Origin of the sequence: Bradyrhizobium sp. 35, assembly GCF_023073215.1 — a bacterium.
In the GTDB taxonomy this organism is placed as follows: domain Bacteria; phylum Pseudomonadota; class Alphaproteobacteria; order Rhizobiales; family Xanthobacteraceae; genus Bradyrhizobium; species Bradyrhizobium canariense_D.
Genome location: NZ_JADPJC010000144.1, coordinates 446,892 through 466,365 on the forward strand (window position 1 = coordinate 446,892; position 19,474 = coordinate 466,365).

General features: G+C 65.1%; 14 protein-coding genes and 1 pseudogene. 10 read left to right on the top strand and 5 right to left on the bottom strand.

Going from position 1 to position 19,474, the window contains the following annotated elements; translation table 11 throughout:
* Positions 1-56: 56 nt before the first annotated feature.
* The 5 genes from gyrB (at position 57) to IVB36_RS30795 (ending at position 6,801) form a co-directional block, all read left to right on the top strand.
* Positions 57-2,492: a DNA topoisomerase (ATP-hydrolyzing) subunit B gene (gyrB, locus tag IVB36_RS30775; RefSeq protein WP_018455834.1), complete on the top strand. Its 2,436-nt coding sequence runs from the start codon at positions 57-59 to the stop codon at positions 2,490-2,492.
* 225 nt (positions 2,493-2,717) lie between these two features.
* Complete coding sequence (gene murA, locus IVB36_RS30780; protein WP_247295895.1) at positions 2,718-4,013, top strand: UDP-N-acetylglucosamine 1-carboxyvinyltransferase; 1,296 nt, start codon at positions 2,718-2,720, stop codon at positions 4,011-4,013.
* Between the two features lie 261 nt (positions 4,014-4,274).
* Entirely contained in the window at positions 4,275-5,669 is a 1,395-nt protein-coding gene (locus IVB36_RS30785; RefSeq protein WP_018455832.1) for an MATE family efflux transporter, read from the top strand.
* The gene (locus IVB36_RS30790) at positions 5,666-6,154 is read left to right on the top strand and encodes a DUF2867 domain-containing protein (protein WP_018455831.1); all 489 of its coding nucleotides are present in this window, start codon (positions 5,666-5,668) and stop codon (positions 6,152-6,154) included. Before IVB36_RS30785 ends, IVB36_RS30790 begins: the two co-directional genes overlap by 4 nt.
* A complete protein-coding gene (locus IVB36_RS30795; protein ID WP_247394103.1) occupies positions 6,151-6,801 on the top strand; it encodes a 2-hydroxychromene-2-carboxylate isomerase in 651 nt (216 codons plus the stop codon). Before IVB36_RS30790 ends, IVB36_RS30795 begins: the two co-directional genes overlap by 4 nt.
* A 1-nt stretch (position 6,802) precedes the next feature.
* Here the strand turns inward: IVB36_RS30795 and IVB36_RS30800 are convergent, their stop codons facing one another.
* Positions 6,803-7,918: an FUSC family protein gene (locus IVB36_RS30800; RefSeq protein ID WP_018455829.1), complete on the bottom strand. Its 1,116-nt coding sequence runs from the start codon at positions 7,916-7,918 to the stop codon at positions 6,803-6,805.
* A gap of 118 nt (positions 7,919-8,036) precedes the next feature.
* On the opposite strand from IVB36_RS30800, the gene IVB36_RS30805 reads away from it, so the two are divergent.
* Positions 8,037-9,404: an MmgE/PrpD family protein gene (locus tag IVB36_RS30805; protein WP_018455828.1), complete on the top strand. Its 1,368-nt coding sequence runs from the start codon at positions 8,037-8,039 to the stop codon at positions 9,402-9,404.
* Positions 9,405-9,410: 6 nt separating this feature from the next.
* On the opposite strand, the gene IVB36_RS30810 is transcribed toward IVB36_RS30805, so the two are convergent.
* Positions 9,411-10,838 carry a serine hydrolase gene (locus tag IVB36_RS30810; RefSeq protein ID WP_018455827.1) on the bottom strand — a complete coding sequence of 476 codons (1,428 nt, stop codon included), beginning with the start codon at positions 10,836-10,838 and terminating at the stop codon, positions 9,411-9,413.
* Positions 10,839-10,983: 145 nt separating this feature from the next.
* Positions 10,984-12,045: a helix-turn-helix domain-containing protein gene (locus IVB36_RS30815; protein ID WP_247394107.1), complete on the bottom strand. Its 1,062-nt coding sequence runs from the start codon at positions 12,043-12,045 to the stop codon at positions 10,984-10,986.
* Between the two features lie 258 nt (positions 12,046-12,303).
* Between IVB36_RS30815 and IVB36_RS30820 the strand changes: the two genes are divergently transcribed.
* The 3 genes from IVB36_RS30820 (at position 12,304) to IVB36_RS30830 (ending at position 16,692) form a co-directional block, all read left to right on the top strand.
* Entirely contained in the window at positions 12,304-13,221 is a 918-nt protein-coding gene (locus IVB36_RS30820; protein WP_018455825.1) for a pirin family protein, read from the top strand.
* Positions 13,222-13,298: 77 nt separating this feature from the next.
* The gene (locus IVB36_RS30825) at positions 13,299-14,213 is read left to right on the top strand and encodes a phosphoribosylaminoimidazolesuccinocarboxamide synthase (protein ID WP_018455824.1); all 915 of its coding nucleotides are present in this window, start codon (positions 13,299-13,301) and stop codon (positions 14,211-14,213) included.
* A 262-nt stretch (positions 14,214-14,475) separates the two neighbouring features.
* Complete coding sequence (locus tag IVB36_RS30830; protein ID WP_247295891.1) at positions 14,476-16,692, top strand: SulP family inorganic anion transporter; 2,217 nt, start codon at positions 14,476-14,478, stop codon at positions 16,690-16,692.
* Here IVB36_RS30830 and IVB36_RS30835 read toward each other — a convergent pair.
* Positions 16,682-17,514: pseudogene (locus tag IVB36_RS30835) on the bottom strand (alpha/beta hydrolase). The gene IVB36_RS30830 and the pseudogene IVB36_RS30835 sit on opposite strands and share 11 nt — an antisense overlap.
* Positions 17,515-17,735: 221 nt before the next feature.
* Between IVB36_RS30835 and IVB36_RS30840 the strand changes: the two are divergent.
* On the top strand, positions 17,736-18,677 hold the full coding sequence (locus IVB36_RS30840; protein ID WP_018455822.1) for a GlxA family transcriptional regulator: 942 nt from the start codon (positions 17,736-17,738) through the stop codon (positions 18,675-18,677).
* An 11-nt stretch (positions 18,678-18,688) separates the two neighbouring features.
* On the opposite strand, the gene IVB36_RS30845 is transcribed toward IVB36_RS30840, so the two are convergent.
* A complete protein-coding gene (locus IVB36_RS30845) occupies positions 18,689-19,408 on the bottom strand; it encodes a hypothetical protein (RefSeq protein WP_018455821.1) in 720 nt (239 codons plus the stop codon).
* Between the last annotated feature and the right edge of the window lie 66 nt (positions 19,409-19,474).

Sequence of the window (19,474 nt, forward strand, 5' to 3'; positions counted from 1 at the left end):
CCCGCATATCAGCGCCTTTTGCGCCGCTGATTCGGGCGACATCTCGAAGGCCTCTCATGACAGAACCTGCTCGGCAGACGCCTGCCGAAAACGAACCCTCAAATCCGAGCGATTACGGGGCGGAATCGATCCGCGTGCTCAAGGGTCTCGACGCCGTCCGCAAGCGTCCCGGCATGTATATCGGCGACACCGATGACGGCTCGGGCCTGCATCACATGGTGTACGAGGTCGTGGATAACGCGATCGACGAGGCGCTCGCGGGCCACGCCACGCGCGTGGACGTGATCCTCAACGCCGACAATTCCGTCACCGTGCGCGACGACGGCCGCGGCATTCCCGTCGACATCCACAAGGGCGAAGGCATCTCGGCAGCCGAGGTCATCATGACCCAGCTCCATGCCGGCGGTAAGTTCGACCAGAATTCCTACAAGGTTTCCGGCGGTCTGCACGGCGTCGGCGTCTCCGTCGTCAACGCGCTGTCAAGCAAGCTCGGCTTGCGCATCTGGCGCGACAACAAGGAACACTACATCGAATTCGCCCATGGCGATGCGGTCGCGCCGCTCAAGGTGGTCGGCGACGCGCCCGGCAGGCGCGGCACTGAGGTGACGTTCCAGGCTTCGACGGAAACCTTCAAGAACATCGAGTATGATTTCGCCACGCTGGAGCACCGGCTGCGCGAGCTCGCCTTCCTCAATTCCGGCGTCAACATCGCCCTCTCCGACATGCGTCACGCCGTCGAGAAGCGCGAGGAGATGCACTATTCCGGCGGCGTCGAGGAATTCGTCAAATATCTCGACCGCAACAAGAAGGCGATCGTTCCGGCGCCGATCATGGTGCGCGCGGAATCCAACGGCATCGGTGTCGAGGCCGCGTTGTGGTGGAACGACAGCTACCACGAGAACGTGCTGTGCTTCACCAACAACATCCCGCAGCGCGACGGCGGCACCCATCTCGCCGGCTTCCGCGGCGCGCTGACGCGCCAGGTCAACGGCTATGCCGAGGCCAACGCGAAAAAGGAAAAGATCGCGCTCACCGGCGACGACTGCCGCGAAGGCCTCACTGCGGTGCTGTCGGTGAAGGTGCCGGACCCAAAATTTTCGTCGCAGACCAAGGACAAGCTGGTGTCCTCGGAAGTGCGCCCCGTGGTCGAGAACGTGCTCAACGAGGCGCTGCAGGCCTGGTTCGAGGAGCATCCCTCCGAAGCCAAGATGATCGTCGGCAAGGTGATCCAGGCGGCGGCTGCCCGCGAAGCCGCGCGAAAGGCGCGCGAGCTGACGCGCAAGAGCCCGCTCTCGGTCTCTTCGCTGCCCGGCAAGCTCGCCGACTGCCAGGAGAAGGACCCGGCGAAATCCGAGCTCTTCATCGTCGAGGGTGACTCGGCAGGCGGCAGCGCCAAGCAGGGCCGCAACCGCGAATTCCAGGCCGTGCTGCCGCTGCGCGGCAAGATCCTCAATGTCGAACGCGTGCGTCCCGACAAGATGCTGCACAGCGAGCAGATCGGCACGCTGATCACCGCGCTCGGCACCGGCATCAGCGACGAATTCTCGATCGAGAAGCTGCGCTATCACAAGATCATCGTGATGACGGACGCCGACGTCGACGGCGCCCACATCCGCACGCTGCTGCTCACTTTCTTCTACCGGCAGATGCGCGAGATCATCGACGGCGGCTATCTCTATATCGCCCAGCCGCCGCTCTATAAGGTCAACCGCGGCAAGTCCGAGCAATATCTGAAGGACGAGCGGGCGCTGGAAGATTATCTGATCGATACCGGGCTGGACGATTGCGTCTATATTCCCGGCACCGGCGGCGATCGCACCGGCCGCGACCTGCGCTCGCTGGTCGATGACGCCCGCGCCGTCCGCGGCGTCCTGCGCAGCCTGCACACCCGCTACAATCGCAAGGTGATCGAGCAGGCCGCCATCACCGGCGTGCTCAACAAGGCGATCTACGGCGATCCGGAGAAAGCCGCCGCGGCAGCCCAATACATCGCCGCCCGCCTCGACACGCTCGCCGACGAGGTCGAGCGCGGCTGGATCGGTCAATACGTCGAAGGCCATGGTTTCCAGTTCGAGCGCACCGTGCGCGGCGTCAAGGACGTCGCCCTCATCGATGACGCGTTCCTGGGCTCGGTCGAAGCCCGCAAGCTCGACGAGTACACCGTCAAGCTCCAGGACGTTTATGCCCGCCCCGGCAAGCTGCGGCGCAAGGACACCGAGCACATGGTCTACGGCCCGGTCGATCTGTTCGAAGCCGTCACCGACGCCGGCCGCAAGGGCGTCTCGCTGCAGCGCTACAAAGGGCTGGGCGAGATGAATCCGGAGCAACTCTGGCAGACGACGCTGGACGTCAATGCGCGATCACTGCTCCAGGTGAAGGTCAAAGAGGTCGACGAGGCCGACGACATCTTCACCAAGCTGATGGGCGACGTGGTCGAGCCGCGCCGCGACTTCATCCAGGAACATTCGCTGAGCGCGACGATCGATATCTGAGATCGGATGGCTTGGACGGTCGTCATGCCCCGGACTTGTCCCGGGCATCTAGGTTCTCCGTGCATCTGGCAAAGGCGTGGATGGCCGGGACAAGCCCGGCCATGACGTAGAGACACGGCTGAACCTCCCCCGCCCTCGCGACAAGTGCAGAATTGCTCCCGCGCTCAATTCTCGGTAGTTTCCGCCTCGAAAACCCGCCCACCCAACACGACAGCGAGAGACCCCGTGGCGCCCATCCAGTACATTGTCGAGGGCGGTCACCGGCTCTCGGGCTCGATCGAGCCTTCCGGCAACAAGAATGCGGCCCTGCCGATCATCGCGGCAGCCCTGCTCACCGAGCATCCGGTGACGCTGGAGAACGTGCCGCGGATCCGCGACACCGAGACGCTGGTCGAGCTGATCCGCTCGGTCGGCGCGGCGGCGGAATGGACCGCCCGCAACACGCTTCATATTCACGCCAAGAGCATCCGCGCCGCCGATCTCGATCCTGATCTGTGCGTGCGCATCCGCGCCTCGATCCTGCTCGCCGGCCCCCTGCTCGCCCGCTGCGGCGAAGTGATGCTACCGCCGCCCGGCGGCGACGTCATCGGCCGCCGAAGGCTCGACACGCATGTGCTCGCACTCGAGCAGTTGGGAGCCAAGGTCACCGCGACCGACCGGCTCGAATTCCGCGCTTCGAAACTGACCGGCGCCGACGTGTTCCTGGACGAGCCCAGCGTGACCGCGACCGAGAACGCGCTGGTCGCAGCCGTCGCCGCCCAAGGCACCACCTATTTGCGCAACGCCGCGTCCGAGCCGCATGTGCAGGACCTCGCCAACTTCCTGGTCGCGCTCGGCGCAGGGATCGAGGGCATCGGCACCAACACCATGATGGTGCACGGTCCGGCGACGCTGGGCGGCGCGACCTACCGGATCCAGCCCGACCATATCGAGGTCGGCTCGCTGATCGGACTCGCGGCCGTGACGCGGTCGCCGCTTCGCATCGTGCGCGCGGGCGTCGAGCATCTGCGCTCGATCCGCATGGGATTCGAACGGCTCGGCATCGTCTGCCGCATCGAGGGCGACGATCTCATCGTGCCATCAAACCAGACGCTGAAGATCCAGGACGATTTTGGCGGCCACGTGCCGAAGCTGGAAGACCAGCCCTGGCCGGCCTTCCCGGCCGATCTGATGTCGATCGCGATCGTCACCGCCACGCAATGCGAGGGCGTGATCCTGATGTTCGAGAAGATGTTCGAATCGCGGATGTTCTTCGTCGACAAGCTGATCGCGATGGGCGCGCGTATCGTGCTCTGTGACCCCCATCGCGCCATCATCGCCGGCCCCAGCCGCCTGCGCGGTGCATCGATGATCTCGCCCGACATTCGCGCCGGCATGGCCATGCTGCTCGCGGCCGTCTGCGCCGAGGGCACCTCCACGATCAACAACGCCGACCAGATCGAGCGCGGCTACGAGCGCATCGACGAGCGCCTCAACGCGCTCGGCGCGAAGATCAGGCGCGTGCCTGAACGGAAGGGCTGAGGCGCTTCTTCCCTTCTCCCCTTGTGGGAGAAGGTGGCGTAGGCGGCCTTTGGCCGCCGTTTTTGAGAACGCCGAAGCTTCGCATCGGCTATAGCGCCGGATGAGGGGTTGCTTCAGCGAGTCCTGCTGCTTGAGGGCCGTACGCGGAGAGATCCCCCTCACCCGTCTCGCCGCTGCTGCGGCGAGCCACCCTCTCCCGCAAGGGGAGAGGGAGAAGACCAAGCCATGTTTTCGTCGCCCGGCTGTGCTATTGACCCGGCCATGCTCGACACCGTCCAGCCTCGTTCGCAGCCGCAAGCCGGCGTGCCGCCAAATCCTCTCGCCGACGAATTCGTCGCGACGCTGCGGCTGGCCGTGCCGATGATGCTGACGCAGCTCGGGCAGATCGCGATGATCACGACCGATCTCGCGCTGATCGGGCGGCTCGGCGAGAGCGCGGTCGCAGCAGCAGCGCTGGCGCACACGGTCTATTTCGTCAGCTTCACCTTCGGGCTCGGATTGATGACGGCGGTGTCGCCGCTGGTCGCGCAAGCCTTCGGCGCCGGCGATGTCAGGCGCATCCGCCGCTCTCTGCGCGTCGGCTTGTGGGTCGCCTTGCTGATCTCGCTGCCGATGATGGCCTCCCCGCTCTATGGCGAGCACATCCTGGTCGCACTCGGTCAGGCGCCGCACTCGGCCGCGCTCGCCCAGCGCTATCTGAATGGGCTGGCCTGGGGCATCGCGCCGGCACTCGGCTTCATCGCGCTGCGCAGCATGATGAGCGCGGTGAACCGGCCGCAGGCCCCGCTATGGATCACGCTCGCGGCGATCCCCGTCAATGCCGCGCTGGTCTACGCCCTGATCCACGGCCTGTTCGGCCTGCCGGAGCTCGGTCTGTTCGGCGCAGGGCTTGCGACCACCATCGTCAATCTCGGCACGTTCGTCGCCACGCTCGCCATTGCGGGGCTGCGCAAGCCGTTCGCGGATTATCGTCCGCTTGCCCATCTCTGGCGGATCGACTGGCCCCTGATGCACAAGCTCATCGCGATCGGCGCCCCGATCTCGTTCTCACTGCTGCTGGAATATGGCCTGTTCTCTTCGGCGGCGCTGCTGATGGGGTTGATCTCGACCACGGCGCTCGCGGCGCATCAGATCGCGCTCCAGGTCACCGCCGTGCTGTTCATGGTCCCGCTCGGCATCGGCATGGCAGCCACGGTGCGGGTCGGCCACGCCTTCGGCCGGGGCGACCCGGCTGCGGTGAGGCGCGCAGGTCTCGTGGCAGCCGTGATCGGGATCGCGTTCGTCTCGGCCCTCAGCGTCGCAATCATTCTCGGCCGCTATGAGCTCGGACGGCTGTTCTTCGGCAGCGGCGAGGCGAGCATGGCGACCGTCGAGCTGACTGCAACGCTGCTGCTGGTCGGCGCGACCTTCTTCATCGCCGATGCCATCCAGACCATCATGGGCGGCGCACTGCGCGGCATCAATGACACCAGAATGACGTTGGTATTCGCCGCGATCGGCTACTGGTGCGTGGGCTTTCCCATCGCCTGGTTGCTCGCTTTTCACGCTGATTTCGGCGCGGTCAGTGTCTGGATCGGACTGTCGATCGGATCGTTCGTCTATGCCGGACTTCTGATCTTGCGCTTCCGGATGCTGACGCGCAAACTGGCGGGATGAACGGGACCGTCCGCGAAGTCATCCCCGATGTCGACGCCGGCACGCTGCTGGCCGGTGCGCAATTCATCGACGCCTTTCGCGTGGAGATCGGCACAGCACCGGTGAATGCCCGCGAGGCCTGCACCAGGATGGTGTTGCACGGACCGCGCTGGATCGGTGCACTGACACGCCTGCGCAACATCCTCGTGAGGCCCTTTGGATTGAAGACATCGGGTGAAGGCGCACCAGCGCCGGGCGGCCCGATCGGCTTGTTTCCGGTGCTGAGCGAAACGCCGGAGCAGCTGGTCGCCGGCTTCAATGATTATCATCTCGACTTCCGCATCGTGGTCGATGTCGCCGGCGAAGCGGTGCTGCGCCACGTCACCCTGACCACGCTGGTGCGGACCAACAATCGGCTGGGCCGCGCCTATCTCGCGTTCATCACGCCCTTCCACAAGCTCGTCGCCCGCAGCATGATGGGGCGGCTCGTGGAGCCGGCCCGATGACGCTCTCCGTCGACCTCTTCTACTCCTTTCGCAGCCCGTTCAGCTGTCTGGCGTCGCCGAAAACGCTCAACCTGGTCGAAACCTACGATCTGACGGTGAATTTGCGGCCGGTCTATCCGCTCGCAGTCCGTGTGCCCGGGTTTTTCAAGAAGGCCAGCCCGAACTTCATTCGCTATGTGGTGCTCGACAGCACGCGCGTGGCGCAGCACGAAGGCATTCCGTTCCGCTTTCCCAGGCCCGATCCGATCGTGCAGCACAAGGTGACGTTCGAGGTCGCGGCGGAGCAGCCCTACATCCACCGTCTGACCCGGCTTGGTGCCATGGCGCAGCTCGAGGGACGCTCGCTCGCATTCACCGATGCAATCGCCCGCGTGCTGTGGGACGGCTCGGTGTCGGGCTGGAACGAAGGCGATCATCTCGGGCGCGGCGCCGAAAAGGCCGGCTTCGATCTCGCCGCGATGGATGCCGCAATCACCGCGGACCCTGATCGCTACGAGCAGGTGATCACGGAGAACGAGAAGGACCACGCCGCCTCCGGCCATTGGGGCGTGCCGACCTTCGTGTTCGACAACGAGCCGTTCTTCGGCCAGGACCGCATCGATTTGCTGGTCTGGCGCATGCAGGGCAAGGACCTGATGCGGCGCTAGCTCACTCGGCCAAGCGCGCTGACTTGTCCGACGAGGCTTCCGACCACTCGCCGACGACGCGATCGAGATCGCAGAGATTCTGGTGCATCTGCTCCAGCGAGAAGCCGATCGCGAAGAAGCGCTCGGCGGTGTCGCTCGGCTGGCCGCGGATCAGGCCGTCCTGGCGAACGGCGGCAACCGCCTCGGCGTAATGCTGGAGCGCGACGTGCACGGGATGAATCGGCGGCGCGCCGGCACCAGCCCGCAACGCTTCGGCCGCCGAGCGCAGAAAGCGCACGATCGCCGCACTGACCTCCGCCAGCGGCGCGGCGAGCCGCATCTGCACCTCGGCCGGCAACGGCACCACGGTCGAGCGGCCGATCATCACGACGTCGTGGCGCAGCCGTAGGATCGTTCGCAGCAAGGGACCGGTGTCGGGCCCGCTTGACAGGCGCGCGGCCCGCTCGCGCTCGGCTTCGGCACCGATCGCATTCATGCCCACCATCGCGGTGCCGATGCCGTCCTGGATCCGGTGCAGCGCATCGTTGTCGCGGCCGCGCGTGAGACCCGCGAGCAGCTCGGTGAAGGCGTCCGCGATCAGCTCGAGCAGCCTTGCCGCGCTGGCGCGGATCTGGCGCACCGCGCGCGAGGGCAGCACCAGGAACGAGACCAGCAATCCCGTGATTGCGCCGACCCCGACCTCGCTGACCCGATCGATTGCCGATGTCATGGGATCGGAATGATGCATCGTCGGAACCAGCAGCACGATGATGGCGGTGACCGTCGCTGCATTGAGGCTCGGGTTGATCGCGGCGACGAAGGCGAGTGGCGCGACCGCCAGCACCAGCAGGCCCAACAGGCCGGCCTCGGTCGAATAAGGGATCAGGATCGCGATGGCGCCCCCATAGATGGCGCCGCCGATGGTGCCGAGCACGTAATCGCGCGTCGCCTTCAGCGAGCGCCCGACGCTCAACTGGGTCACGATCAGCGAGGTCAGCACCGCCCAGAGCGGCAGCAGCAGATGCAGCGCGGTGGCGATCGCGTAGGCCGCGGTGGCCGCGACCGTGACCCGGATCGCCAGGCCCAGTTGCGTTCGCCGCGCCCGGACCCGGTCGAACACATCTTTTGGAAGTCCCATCGTGGAATATCCCGATCCTCTTGGAGCCTGCCAAAAGCATAGCTGATGCCCGCAGCCCATGGCCGCTTGAAAGGCCAAATCAGCCCGCCTAACTTGCGCGCCAAAACGAGGAAACACGATGGCCCACGAAACCGCAACGCTCGCTGCCTATGTCTTCAATCTGAAATACGGGGATATTCCGGCGGAAGTGCTGGATCGCGCAAAGGTGCTGACGCTGGACTTCCTGGGCAGCGCCATCCGCGCCCGCAGCGAAGCGGAATCGACCCCCTCGATCCTGAAGATGCTGGAGGCGCTCGCGCTCGACACCAGGGGCGAATCCACCGTGTTCGGCGACAGCAAGACCTGGACGCCGGCGGTCGCGGCGCTGCTCAACGGCGCGCTCGGCCATTCCCTCGACTTCGACGACACCCATGCGGACTCCTCGCTGCACCCGAGCGCGCCGGTCGTTCCGGCCGCCTTCGCCATCGGCGAGATGGTCGGCGCGTCGGGCCGCGACGTGCTGACCGCGATCGTTGCGGGCTATGAGGTCTGCTGCCGGCTCGGCAACGCGCTCGACCCGACCTCGCATTATGCGCGCGGCTTCCATCCGACCGCCACCGCTGGCACCTATGGCGCAGCAGCGGCCGCCGGAAAACTGTTCGGCCTGTCCGAGCAACAGCTCATCGCCGCCTTCGGCGTCGCCGGCAGCCAGGCCGCGGGCTCGCTGCAATTCCTGGTCAATGGCGCCTGGAACAAGCGCTACCAGGTCGGAGCCGCCGCGATGAATGGCGTGATCGCCGCGACGCTGGCGCGCAACGACTTCGTCGGGGCGACGGAATCCGTGGAGGGCAAACATGGCCTGCTCGCCGGCTACACCGACGATGCGCATCCCGACAAGGCGGTCGCCGAGCTCGGCAAGACCTACGAGACCATGAAGATCGGCGTCAAACCGTATCCGAGCTGCCGCTATACCCACGCCGCGATCGACGCGCTGATCGCAATGCGGCGCGAGCACAATCTGACGCCCGATCAGGTCAAGCGGGTCGAAATCGGCCTGCATCGCAACGGCATCACGCTCACCGGCGACGCCGCGACCAAGCGCCACCCGACCTCGATCGTCGGCGGCCAGTTCTCGATGTTCTTCACCGGCGCGCTCGCGCTCGACCAGGGCTCATTTGGCTGGGACGACTACAATCGTCTTGGCGACGCCGCCATCGACGCACTCGCCGACAAGTTCGACGTAGTGCAGGACGATCGCCTCGAAATCGGCCGCACCCACCCCTTTGGCGCGCGCGTGAGTATCACGACGGACGACGGCGTGCATGAGCGGCTCTACGCCGATCCCTCGGGGGAGCCGACCTCGTTCCCGGATGCACAGGCGATGCAGCAAAAATTCTTGACGCTGGCACGCCCGGTGCTGAATGCGCGCGCGGAGAAATTCGCAGACGCGATCATGACGCTGGAGCGGTTCGATCGCGTGGCAAAGGCGACGGAGCTGGGAAGGTAAAGCACCTCAATCCATCCCCGCCACCTTCCCTTTAGCGCGCGTTGCCGCAATCACATCCCGCACCAGATCAAACACACCGTCCGCTTCCGGCGGTGAGTTCGGCGAACGGCCGAGCCGCACGATCACGAGTCGTTCCGACGGAATCACGATTGTATACTGCCCGATCGTGCCCTTGGCGAAGAAGGCATCGCGCGGCCAGCCGTGATCGACGCGAAAGGTCGCGCCAAAGCTGTCGCCCTGGTTGGTCCAGAATCCGGCGCCGATACCGACCCAGGCATTGGGCGTCGCCGACGCCGAGTAATTCACCCAGCCCTCGGGCAGGATGCGCCGGCCGCCGGCGACGCCGTCGTCGAGATAGAGCTGGCCGAAACGCGCCCAGTCGCGCGCGGATGCGAGCATCTCGCTCGACCCCTCGATCGTGCCGGCGCCGTCGAGCTGGAGCGTGACGTGTCGCATGCCGAGCGGCGCGAACAATTCGCGGCGCGCGAAGGCAAGCGCATCGGCGGGATTGCCGCCGGCGGCGTTGCGGATCAGATGCGCGAGCATGATGGTGTTGCCATCGTGATAATTCCACACGGTGCCCGGCGCGGTCGCAAGCGGCATGCTCGCTGCATAGGCGGCCATGTCGGCCTCCACGAATTTCATGCGATTGACCGGCTCGAAGGCGGAGCCAAGCGAGGCCTGAAGCGAGCTGCCGAGCGCCAGGCCCGCGGTGTGGCGCAGCAATTGATCGACGGTGATGGCGTGACGCGGATCGTCCGGATTTGTCCAGGCGGCGACCGGTGCGGGCCCGTCGAGCTTCAGTCGGCCCTGGCGCACGAGGATCCCGGTGAGAGCCGAGATCACGGACTTGGTCATGGAGAAGCCGAGCAGCGGCGTCTCCGGTCCGATGCCGTCCGCATAGCGCTCCGCGATGATGCGGCCCGACTTCATGACGACGATTGCGCGGGTGCGGCGGAATGGCGGCGATGGCGGCTCAGCGAAGGCGCGATCGAGTGCGGCTGACAGCTCCGGGCTCTGTGGCGACACGACCGCGGGCCCGGCGATCTCGGGCAGCAACGCCGGCTGCCTGTCATCCGGCGGCAACGTGACGTCGGTGATCCCTCCGCCGTGCTCGAGCGTGCAGCCGAGTCCCTCGCGATAGACGGCGTGGCTGCGACCGATGCCGAACAGCGTCACCGTAACATCCTTGCGCGCGCGATCGACCCGATAGTCCATCGCCCAGGCGAACAGACTTGCGCCCGGCATCGCATCAATGGTCTCCGTCAGGTTAGGCCTGATATCGAGGCCCGAGACAAACGTCTCCGCGCAGAGCACGTCGGCGATGAAGCCGGTGACGACCTTGGGCACGTCATGGGCGCGAACCGTGCCGAGCGCGAGGCCGGCAAAGACGATGGCGATGGTGAGAAGGACGATCTTGCGGCGGCGGGTCACGGGCTTGCTCCGGCTTGAGGCGTGTGCCGGAGACGAAGCGGCATTCACGCGATGCCCGCTCGCCGGATTTGGAAAACGGCAGAGCCGAAAGCAGCGAGACGCTCGCCGATTCCAAAATAACCTTGATATTACAGCGTGCTAAAGATTAGACGGCATTCACCTTCAGCCGCCGGTACTCCGTCGGCGTCACGCCGGTCACGGCCTTGAAGGCGCGGTTGAAGGGGCCTAGCGACTGGAAGCCAGAATCCATCGCGATGGTGATGACGGGGACCTTGGCCTGGGCGGGATCGGCGAGGGCTGCCTTGGCCTCTTCGATCCGGTGGTTGTTCAGGAACACATTGAAATTGCGGTAGCCGAGCCCCTGGTTGATCAGCCGGCGCAGCCGGTATTCGGGAATCTTCAGCCGGCCCGCCAGCACGCCGATGCTGATGTTCTCCTGGCGATAGATCCGTTCGTCCGCCATCAGCCGCATCAGGGCGTCGATGAGCTTTTGGTCGGGGGCATCCTCGCCGACAGGCTGGCTCGCCGCGATCGCGGGCGCCGCTTCCGCGGCGGCTGGAAACAGGTCGGCGCCATCGACGCGCATCATCGCATAGGCGATGGCCGCGACAATGCCGGCGAGCACGCCTGTATTGACGGTGTTGGCGACGTCGCCGACGTCACTGCCGACGACAAGGATCTGGAGCACCGCGTTCAATCCGCCATAGAGCGCGGCAGCACAGACAATGAAGATACGGACGCGGCGGCGGCGCTCGACCAGATCGGCTGACCATGAGGCGATCGTCTGCACGATCGCGAGCGCAATGAAGCCGAGCACGATCAGGTTCACCGCGGTGACGGCGACCCGGACATGTCCGCCGGGTGCGATCCAGAGACAGCTGACGAAGCTGAAGGCTGCCACCAACGCCCAGGTCAATCCGTGCCACCGGCGCAGGCGAAACTCATCGTCGAACAGCGCGCGCGTGAACAGCCAGAACACCACGATATTGCCGGTCGACAACGCGATCAGCGGCGCATGCCATGCCGGTACCAGCGATGATGTTCCGACAGAATAGCTCACAGCATGCGCGGCCGAGCCGAGCCCAAAGGCCGCACCGAGCCGGGCTGCCAGCACATTGCGGAAATCCGAGAGTAATGACGCTGCCAACACCAGCAGCAGCGCCACGGCGGCGGCGCGAAAGGCGAGCTCGGCTGCGGCTGGGGTCATCGGGTGTTGCGATGGGTCGCGGTTGACATCAGCCGAACATCCTTCGTCAGGCGTATGTTTTCAAGCACCATCCGCACCACAGCTGTCATCGTCCGGCTTGACCGGACGATCCAGTACTCCGAGACGGCCATGATTGAACGGATAGGCCGCCGCGTACTGGATGCCCCGCCTTCGCGGGGCATAACAGCGGGCTTAGCCGCGACGCTGGCGCGGAATCCTGCTAGTATCGAGCCCAAGCAATTTAGACGGAGTTTTACCATGAGCTGGCAACCCTCGAACGATCCCGTGCTCGGCGATCCCATGTCCTGCGATGCGCTCGATCTCGTCATCGTGCCGCGCACGCGCGATCTCGGCGACGGCTTCGCGGTGCGGCGCGCGTTGCCGCACGGCAAGCGGCAGATGGTCGGGCCCTTCATCTTCTTCGACCATTTCGGGCCGGTGCAGTTCGTCTCCGGCAAGGGCATGGACGTGCGGCCGCACCCGCATATCGGGCTTGCCACGGTCACCTATCTGTTCGACGGCGCGATCATGCATCGCGACAGTGAGGGCAACATCCAGGAGATCCAGCCTGGCGCGATGAATTTGATGACGGCCGGCCGCGGCATCGCGCATTCCGAGCGCACGCCGGATGTGCAGCGCGCCTCGGGGCAGAAGATGCTGGGCCTGCAAAGCTGGATCGCGCTGCCGGCCGGATCGGAAGAGATCGCCCCGTCGTTCCAGCACTACGGCGCGGGTGACCTGCCGATGGTCACCGAGCGCGACTTCACCGCAAAGGTGATCGCGGGCTCGTCCTTCGGCATCACCTCACCTGTTTCGATGGTGTCGCCGTGGTTCTATACCGAGGTCACGGCGGCCGCGGGCGCGGTCGTGCCGCTCGACCCTGATCATGAGGAGCGCGCCATTTACGTGGTCGACGGCGAGGTCGAGATCGCGAACGAGCGCTACGAAGGGCCGCGACTGCTGATCTTCCGCCCGGGCGACCGCATCACGGTGAAGGCGCTCAAGGCCACGCGGATGATGTTTCTGGGCGGCGACGCCCTGGAGGGCCCGCGCCACATCTGGTGGAATTTCGTCTCCTCCAGCAAGGAGCGGATCGAGCAGGCCAAGCAGGACTGGAAAACCGGCCGCTTCGCCGCAGTTCCGCAGGAACATGAGTTCATTCCGCTGCCGGAATAGGCTAATCCGGCTTCCGGTCGCGCGATCAGGCTCGGCCGGATGTCCCGTCGCAAGGCCTTGCTCCGAAAGTTCTGCCGATGACCACCATGCTCTCCAGCGACCTGCCCCTGCCCAAGATCGGGCGCGGCAAGGTGCGCGATATCTACGCCGTCGACGACGACCGCCTGCTGCTCGTCACCACGGACCGCATCAGCGCCTTCGATGTCGTGATGGGCGAGACCATCCCGATGAAGGGCGCGGTACTGACGCAAATCAGCGCCTTCTGGTTCAACGAGCTCGAAGGCGTGGTGCCGCATCACATGATCAGCGCCGACACCGACGAGATCATCGCCGCCGTGCCGGCCTTGAAGCCGCATCGTGCCGAGATTCTCGGCCGCGCCATGCTGTGCCGCCGGACCACGGTGTTTCCGATCGAATGCGTGATCCGCGGTTATCTCTCGGGCTCGGCCTGGAAGGAATATGCAGCAAGCGGAACGCTGGCCGGCGAGAAGCTGAAGGCGGGACTTGTCGAGAGCGAGAAGCTGGAGCCCTCGATCTTCAGCCCGGCGACCAAGGCCGAGACCGGCCATGACGAGAACATTACCATCGCAAAAATGCGCGAGGTCGTCGGCGACGAGACGGCCTACACGCTCGAGAGCATGACGCGCGCGATCTACACGCTCGGCGAGGAGCTCGCCCGCGAACAGGGCATTATCATCGCCGACACCAAGTTCGAATTCGGCCGCGACAAGGACGGCCGCATCATCCTGATCGACGAAGTCATGACGCCGGATAGTTCGCGCTTCTGGGCCGTCGATGCCTACAAACCCGGCCAGCCGCAGGCGAGCTTCGACAAGCAGCCCTTGCGCGACTATCTCGATGTCGAGCGCCGCGCCGGCCGCTGGAACGGCGACGCCCCGCCGCCGCCTTTGCCCGCAAGCGTGGTGGACGCGACCAGCAAGCGGTATCTGGAAGCATATCGCCGCGTGACGGGAAGCGAACTCAAGATCTAGTGCAGGCCCTTAGCGTCGTCCTGGACCAGCGAACGAAGTGAGCGCCGATCCAGGACCCATTACCACCGGGCGCGGTTTGGCGAAGACTGTGGCCGTCACCTCGCGGCACGACTCCTCCCTGGGATAATGGGTCCTGGCTTTCGCCAGGACGACACCGAATGGCGGGCGCTTCGGTTTCTTCCATCCGGCTTGCAAGAATCTTGTTGCGCTAAGTCTCCAGTCGTCTACCTCTCGGAGGGGAATACTCAGCGAGTGGCACGGCGTGACAGATCCAGCGATTGGCTTCACTCCGTCGACCGGGCTCAATCCGGCCCTCAAGCGCGCGCTGAACGATATATTGGGCGGGAGCGCCGCCAGCGTCCTGACCGTCACGTTCGGACTGTCCTACGCGCTGCTGATCTTCGCGGGGCCGTTGTCGCCCTATCTGTCCTACGGCATCACGGCCACTTTCGTCAGCTCCGCGGTGCTTGCGGCCGTCGTCGGGCTCGGCAGCTCGCTGCCCTTCGCGATTGCAGCCCCCGACAGCTCGACCGCCGCGGTGACGGGTATCCTGGCGGCCTCGGTGGTCGAACGCATCGAGACGGCGAACCTGTCGACGCCGTTGCTGTCCCCTATCCTGATCACGCTCGGCCTGTCGACGATGCTGACAGGATTGGTGCTGTGTGGACTGGGCCTGACGCGGCTTGGCCGCGCCATCCGTTACGTGCCTTATCCGGTGGTCGGCGGCTTCCTCGGCGCCACCGGACTTCTCATCGTCATGGGTGCGGTCCGGGTGATCACCGACCATCCGCTGCAGTTCACGACGCTGTCGCACTTCGCCGACCGCACCATCCTGCTGGAGCTCGGTGCCGCCTGCGCGATGGCGCTGGTGCTGTATCTCACCTGGCACCGCTCGCGCAGCCCGTTCGGACTGCCGATCATCCTGGTCGGCGGCGTGCTCACCGCGCATCTGGCGTTCTGGATCACCGGCGTTTCCTTCGATGAGGCGCGCACATTGGGCTGGACCTTTCAGCCACCGCCGCAAGCGGTCTTCATGCTGCCCTGGCATACCGACGATCTCGCCCGCTATCCCTGGTTTGCCATACCGGACCTGCTTGGCAATGTCGTCGCCGTCATCTTCGTCACGGCCTCCAGCACGCTGTTCAACACCACCGGCATCGAGGTGGCCACGCATCGCGAAGCCAATCTGGAGTGTGAGCTGAACGTCACCGGCGCCGCCAACATCCTGACCGGCATGCTGGGCGGCTACCCCGGTTGCAGCTCGACCAGCCGCTCGATGCTCAATTTCAGCAGCGGCGGCCGCGGGCGACTGTCCGGCCTCACCGCCGCAGCGCTGTCGCTGCTGGTGCTTGCCGTCGCACCCGAGCTGCTCGGCTTCATCCCCAAATGCGTGCTCGGCGGGCTGTTGCTCTATCTCGGCGCCGACCAGTTGCACAAATGGATCATCGAGTCGCGCAAGCGGCTGTCGAAGCTCGAATATCTCTCGCTGATCGCCATCATCGCGATCATCGTGGCCTGGGGTTTCGTTCCGGGCATCCTGATCGGCGTCATCATCGGCTGCGCGACGTTTGCGTTCAGCGCCGCGCGGGTCGAGTCGATCAAATACAGTTTCGACGGCTCGGAGTACCGCTCCTCGCTCGACCGCTCGCGCGACGACCAGGACGTGCTGCTTGCCCACGGGGGCAAGATCCAGGGCCTCAATCTCCAGAGCTATCTCTTCTTCGGCTCCGCCAACCGGCTCTACCAGCACGTCAAGCAGCTGCTGCAGGAACGCCCCGAGTGCCGCTATCTGCTGTTTGACTTCAAGCTCGTCACCGGCGTGGATTCATCGGCTGCCTATAGTTTCGCCCAGATCAAGCGCAGCGCCGGCGATCTCGGAGTCGAGCTGATCCTGGTGCATCTGTCGGCTGCGGCCGAGAAGGTGCTGCGCTCCAGCGACTTCGTCGGCGAGGGCGTCACCATCATCCCCGAGCTCGATCGCGCGCTGGAATGGTGCGAGAACGAGCTCATCTCGCAGCATCAGGAGCTGGCGCAGGAAGAAGCCAGCCTGCGTGACTGGTTCACGCGAATGCTCGGCAGCGAAGACGGCGCCGACGAGCTGATCCGCCGCTGCCAGCGCATCGAGGTCGAAGCCGGCGAGGTCATCGTGCAGGCCGGCGCCCCCGCCGATTCCATGCATTTCATCCTCGACGGCCGCGTCGGCATCATGATCCCGGCCGATCACGACCGCACCACACGCGTGCGCAGCCTCGGCCGTTACACCACGATCGGCGAGATGGGGCTGGTGTCACAGACACCGCGCAGCGCGACCATCCAGGCCGAGGTCGACAGCGTGCTCTACGTGCTGAATACGCACCAGTTCGACGCCATCAAGACCGAGGATCCAGCGCTCAGCCACAAGCTGCTGACCTATTTCGTGTCGGTCATGGCGGAGCGGCTGACCTTTGCGAACCGCACGATCGCGGTGCTCAGGCGGTAGCCCTCGCATCCAGAAACGTTCTGCAATGTGCTACGAACAAATCCGGGTATTGGAAAGGTGCGCCGTGTCCGGAGTCGGGATACAGGATGAGCTGCGCATCACTCATCGCCTTGAACATGTTGTAGGCGTTGATGCTCGGGAACATTGAATCGTCGCTGCCGTGAACAATCAAGGTGGGCTGCGCGATTGCGCGGAGGATGGACGCCTCGTCCTTGCGGGCACACCAGGTGATGATCGCCTTCGCCTGAGGTTCGCTCACACTGTCTCCGCTTTCGGGATCCCGGTCCTGTGCGCGCGCAGTCCTCGCGCGATAAAGCCCCTACCGGCGCGCTGGCTGGCCTCGGAGGGCGTAAAGAACAGCGGCAGCCTGACATCGGCAGCCCCACGGGCAAAGGCGTCGTTGACGACGGCCATCAGATGCTCCTCGCCGCCGCGCGGCGCCGCTCCCGCCACGATCATCTTGCGGACGAGCCCCGTCCCCCGGGCAGCGAGCACCTGAGCGATCATGCCACCGAGCGAGAAGCCGAGAAGATCGACCTCACCGAGATCGAGCGCCCTGATGAAAGTTTCGGCATCCGCCGCCATCCGCTCGACGTTGTCCGGCGTCGCGCCGGAGCTCGTGCCGACGCCCGCATTGTTAAAAACGATGACCGGCCTGGTTTCCGCGAGCCGGTTCACCACGGCCGGATCCCAGGAATCCATGTTGCCTGTGAAATGCTGAAGCAGGACCAGTGGCATACCCTTTGCCGGGTCGAGGCGCCTGAAGGCAAAGCGCATACCGCCGGCCTCGATGAATTCCGTTCGCGCCGTTTCAAGGGACATGCCTTTTCCTTTTTCTTGAAGTGCACGGATGGCTGCTGGCACGACGGCGAGCACTCCATATAGGACGCTCGCCATATGTATGTCGTCTTCCCGCGCTCGAGGGTGGAGACGTATCAGCCGGCTTACGGCATCGACAGGACGTAGATGCCATCATTTCGGCCATCGAATTGGCGAGGGGAGCAGGCGCACAAACAGGTGGTCCGTCGCATCCAGGAGTCATCATGAGAATCGGCTTGGTTCTGTCTCCGAGCTTCCAGGCCGTCTGTTTCGGCGCCGTCGCCGCTTTCGACGTGGCGAACAAGCAGGCTGGAGAAAAAATCTACGATGTTCGTGCGTTCTCGGAAGACGGCGGGCTGGTCACCTCGTCTGCTGGGATGCAAGTCATGACGGAGCCTTTCGATCAGGCCGCTTTCGACACCCTCATCGTCGCGGCGGGCCTCGACATTCCAACCTCATCACCCGGCCTCGTCCGGCTGCTTCGCGCAGCGGCCCGGAATGCGCGGCGGGTTTCGTCGATCTGTCTCGGCTCGTTCGTGCTCGGTGACGCCGGGCTGTTGAACGGGCGGCGAGCGACCACGCATTGGCGCTACGCACAGGAGATGCAGGCCAGATTCCCGGGTTGCAATGTGGACGCCGACAAGATCTTCATTGCCGACGGCCAGATCTGGACGTCTGCCGGCATGAGCGCCGGCACCGACATGGTCGTCGGCATGATCGAACGAGATCTCGGTGCCGAGAGGGCTCGCTCCGTGGCCAAAGGCATGGTCATGTACCACAGCCGCCCCGGCGGACAATCGCAGCATTCGGTTTTGCTGGAGGTGGGAACGAGCGAAGACAGGATCCAGAAGGCCCTGAACTACGCCCGGCAAAACCTGCGCGAGAGCCTCACGATCGAAGATTTGGCCCGCGCCGCCTGTCTCAGCCCGCGGCAATTCACGCGACTCTTCCGCTCGGCGACCGGCACGACGCCGGCCAAGGCCGTCGAAGCCTTGCGCCTCGAATCCGCGAAGCTGATGCTGGAGCAGACTCGTTTGCCGATCGAGGTCGTGGCGCGCGAGACCGGCTTTGCGACCCGTGAGCGCATGCGACAGGCTTTTGTCCGCGTGCATGGCGAGGCGCCGCGGACCTTCCGCAAGGAGGCTGGGCCACTCGCCATGCTCTGACGTGCCTCAAATCAGCTCAGCCGGATATTGGACAGATCGATCGAGACGACCAGCGGCTCGGTGCTGAAGCTGCCGTCGGGTTGCCGTGCATAAATGCGACGCTTGGTCGGAAACCGGATGCCCGAGACCTCGACATAGCCATCGATCAGATGCGCGCCGGGCGTATTGCCGGCGATCTCCACGTCGTAATCGTGCCGCTTCAAGAGTCCGTCCGCATCGAAATAGAGCGTCTGCACCGCGCTGTGCGTTGCGATGTCATTTGGAAAACGGACCGCAAGACGGCGCCACAGCCCGTCATTCGTACGCACCGGCTCCAGCTCTTCTGCCTCGACTCCCGGCCAGGCGAGCACGAACGGGGTGTTGAGGTAAGTCCACATGGCGCAGCCGGCGAAATAGGCGAGCTGGAGATCGGTCCACGGCGTTTGCAGAGTATGACCTGCAAAGCTGCTGCGCGGGTCACGAAGCTCGTCGAGCACCGTGCCGTCGGCCGCTTCGAGGGCGACCCGCCCCGGCTCGAACCGCGAACGGCGGCGCTCGGCGCCGAAGGGCGAGTGGGACGCCCATTCCTGGCGCAGACCAACCGTCACGGTGGTCTGCTGAAGCGTCTCAGGCTCCCCTTTCAAGGACCACAACACGCCCCCCTGCTGAAGGTCGGCCGCGACCTGCTCGAACTGGTTCCAGCGCTGAAGCCCACCATGGGCTTCGATCGCCAGCTCACTTAGTTTGGTCATCACGTTCTCCTGCGTAGGGGCCGTTGCATTGAGCCCTGCTGCAGAGAACGTTAGGCCCTCACGGGA

Bases quoted from the DNA above. Each gene is read 5' to 3' on its own strand.
- IVB36_RS30825 (WP_018455824.1), top strand. From the start codon at position 13,299: ATGACCACCATGCTCTCCAGCGACCTGCCCCTGCCCAAGATCGGGCGC.
- IVB36_RS30820 (WP_018455825.1), top strand. From the start codon at position 12,304: ATGAGCTGGCAACCCTCGAACGATCCCGTGCTCGGCGATCCCATGTCC.
- IVB36_RS30805 (WP_018455828.1), top strand. From the start codon at position 8,037: ATGGCCCACGAAACCGCAACGCTCGCTGCCTATGTCTTCAATCTGAAA.
- IVB36_RS30840 (WP_018455822.1), top strand. From the start codon at position 17,736: ATGAGAATCGGCTTGGTTCTGTCTCCGAGCTTCCAGGCCGTCTGTTTC.
- IVB36_RS30790 (WP_018455831.1), top strand. From the start codon at position 5,666: ATGAACGGGACCGTCCGCGAAGTCATCCCCGATGTCGACGCCGGCACG.
- IVB36_RS30795 (WP_247394103.1), top strand. From the start codon at position 6,151: ATGACGCTCTCCGTCGACCTCTTCTACTCCTTTCGCAGCCCGTTCAGC.
- IVB36_RS30845 (WP_018455821.1), bottom strand. From the start codon at position 19,408: ATGACCAAACTAAGTGAGCTGGCGATCGAAGCCCATGGTGGGCTTCAG.
- IVB36_RS30815 (WP_247394107.1), bottom strand. From the start codon at position 12,045: ATGACCCCAGCCGCAGCCGAGCTCGCCTTTCGCGCCGCCGCCGTGGCG.
- IVB36_RS30785 (WP_018455832.1), top strand. From the start codon at position 4,275: ATGCTCGACACCGTCCAGCCTCGTTCGCAGCCGCAAGCCGGCGTGCCG.
- gyrB (WP_018455834.1), top strand. From the start codon at position 57: ATGACAGAACCTGCTCGGCAGACGCCTGCCGAAAACGAACCCTCAAAT.
- IVB36_RS30800 (WP_018455829.1), bottom strand. From the start codon at position 7,918: ATGGGACTTCCAAAAGATGTGTTCGACCGGGTCCGGGCGCGGCGAACG.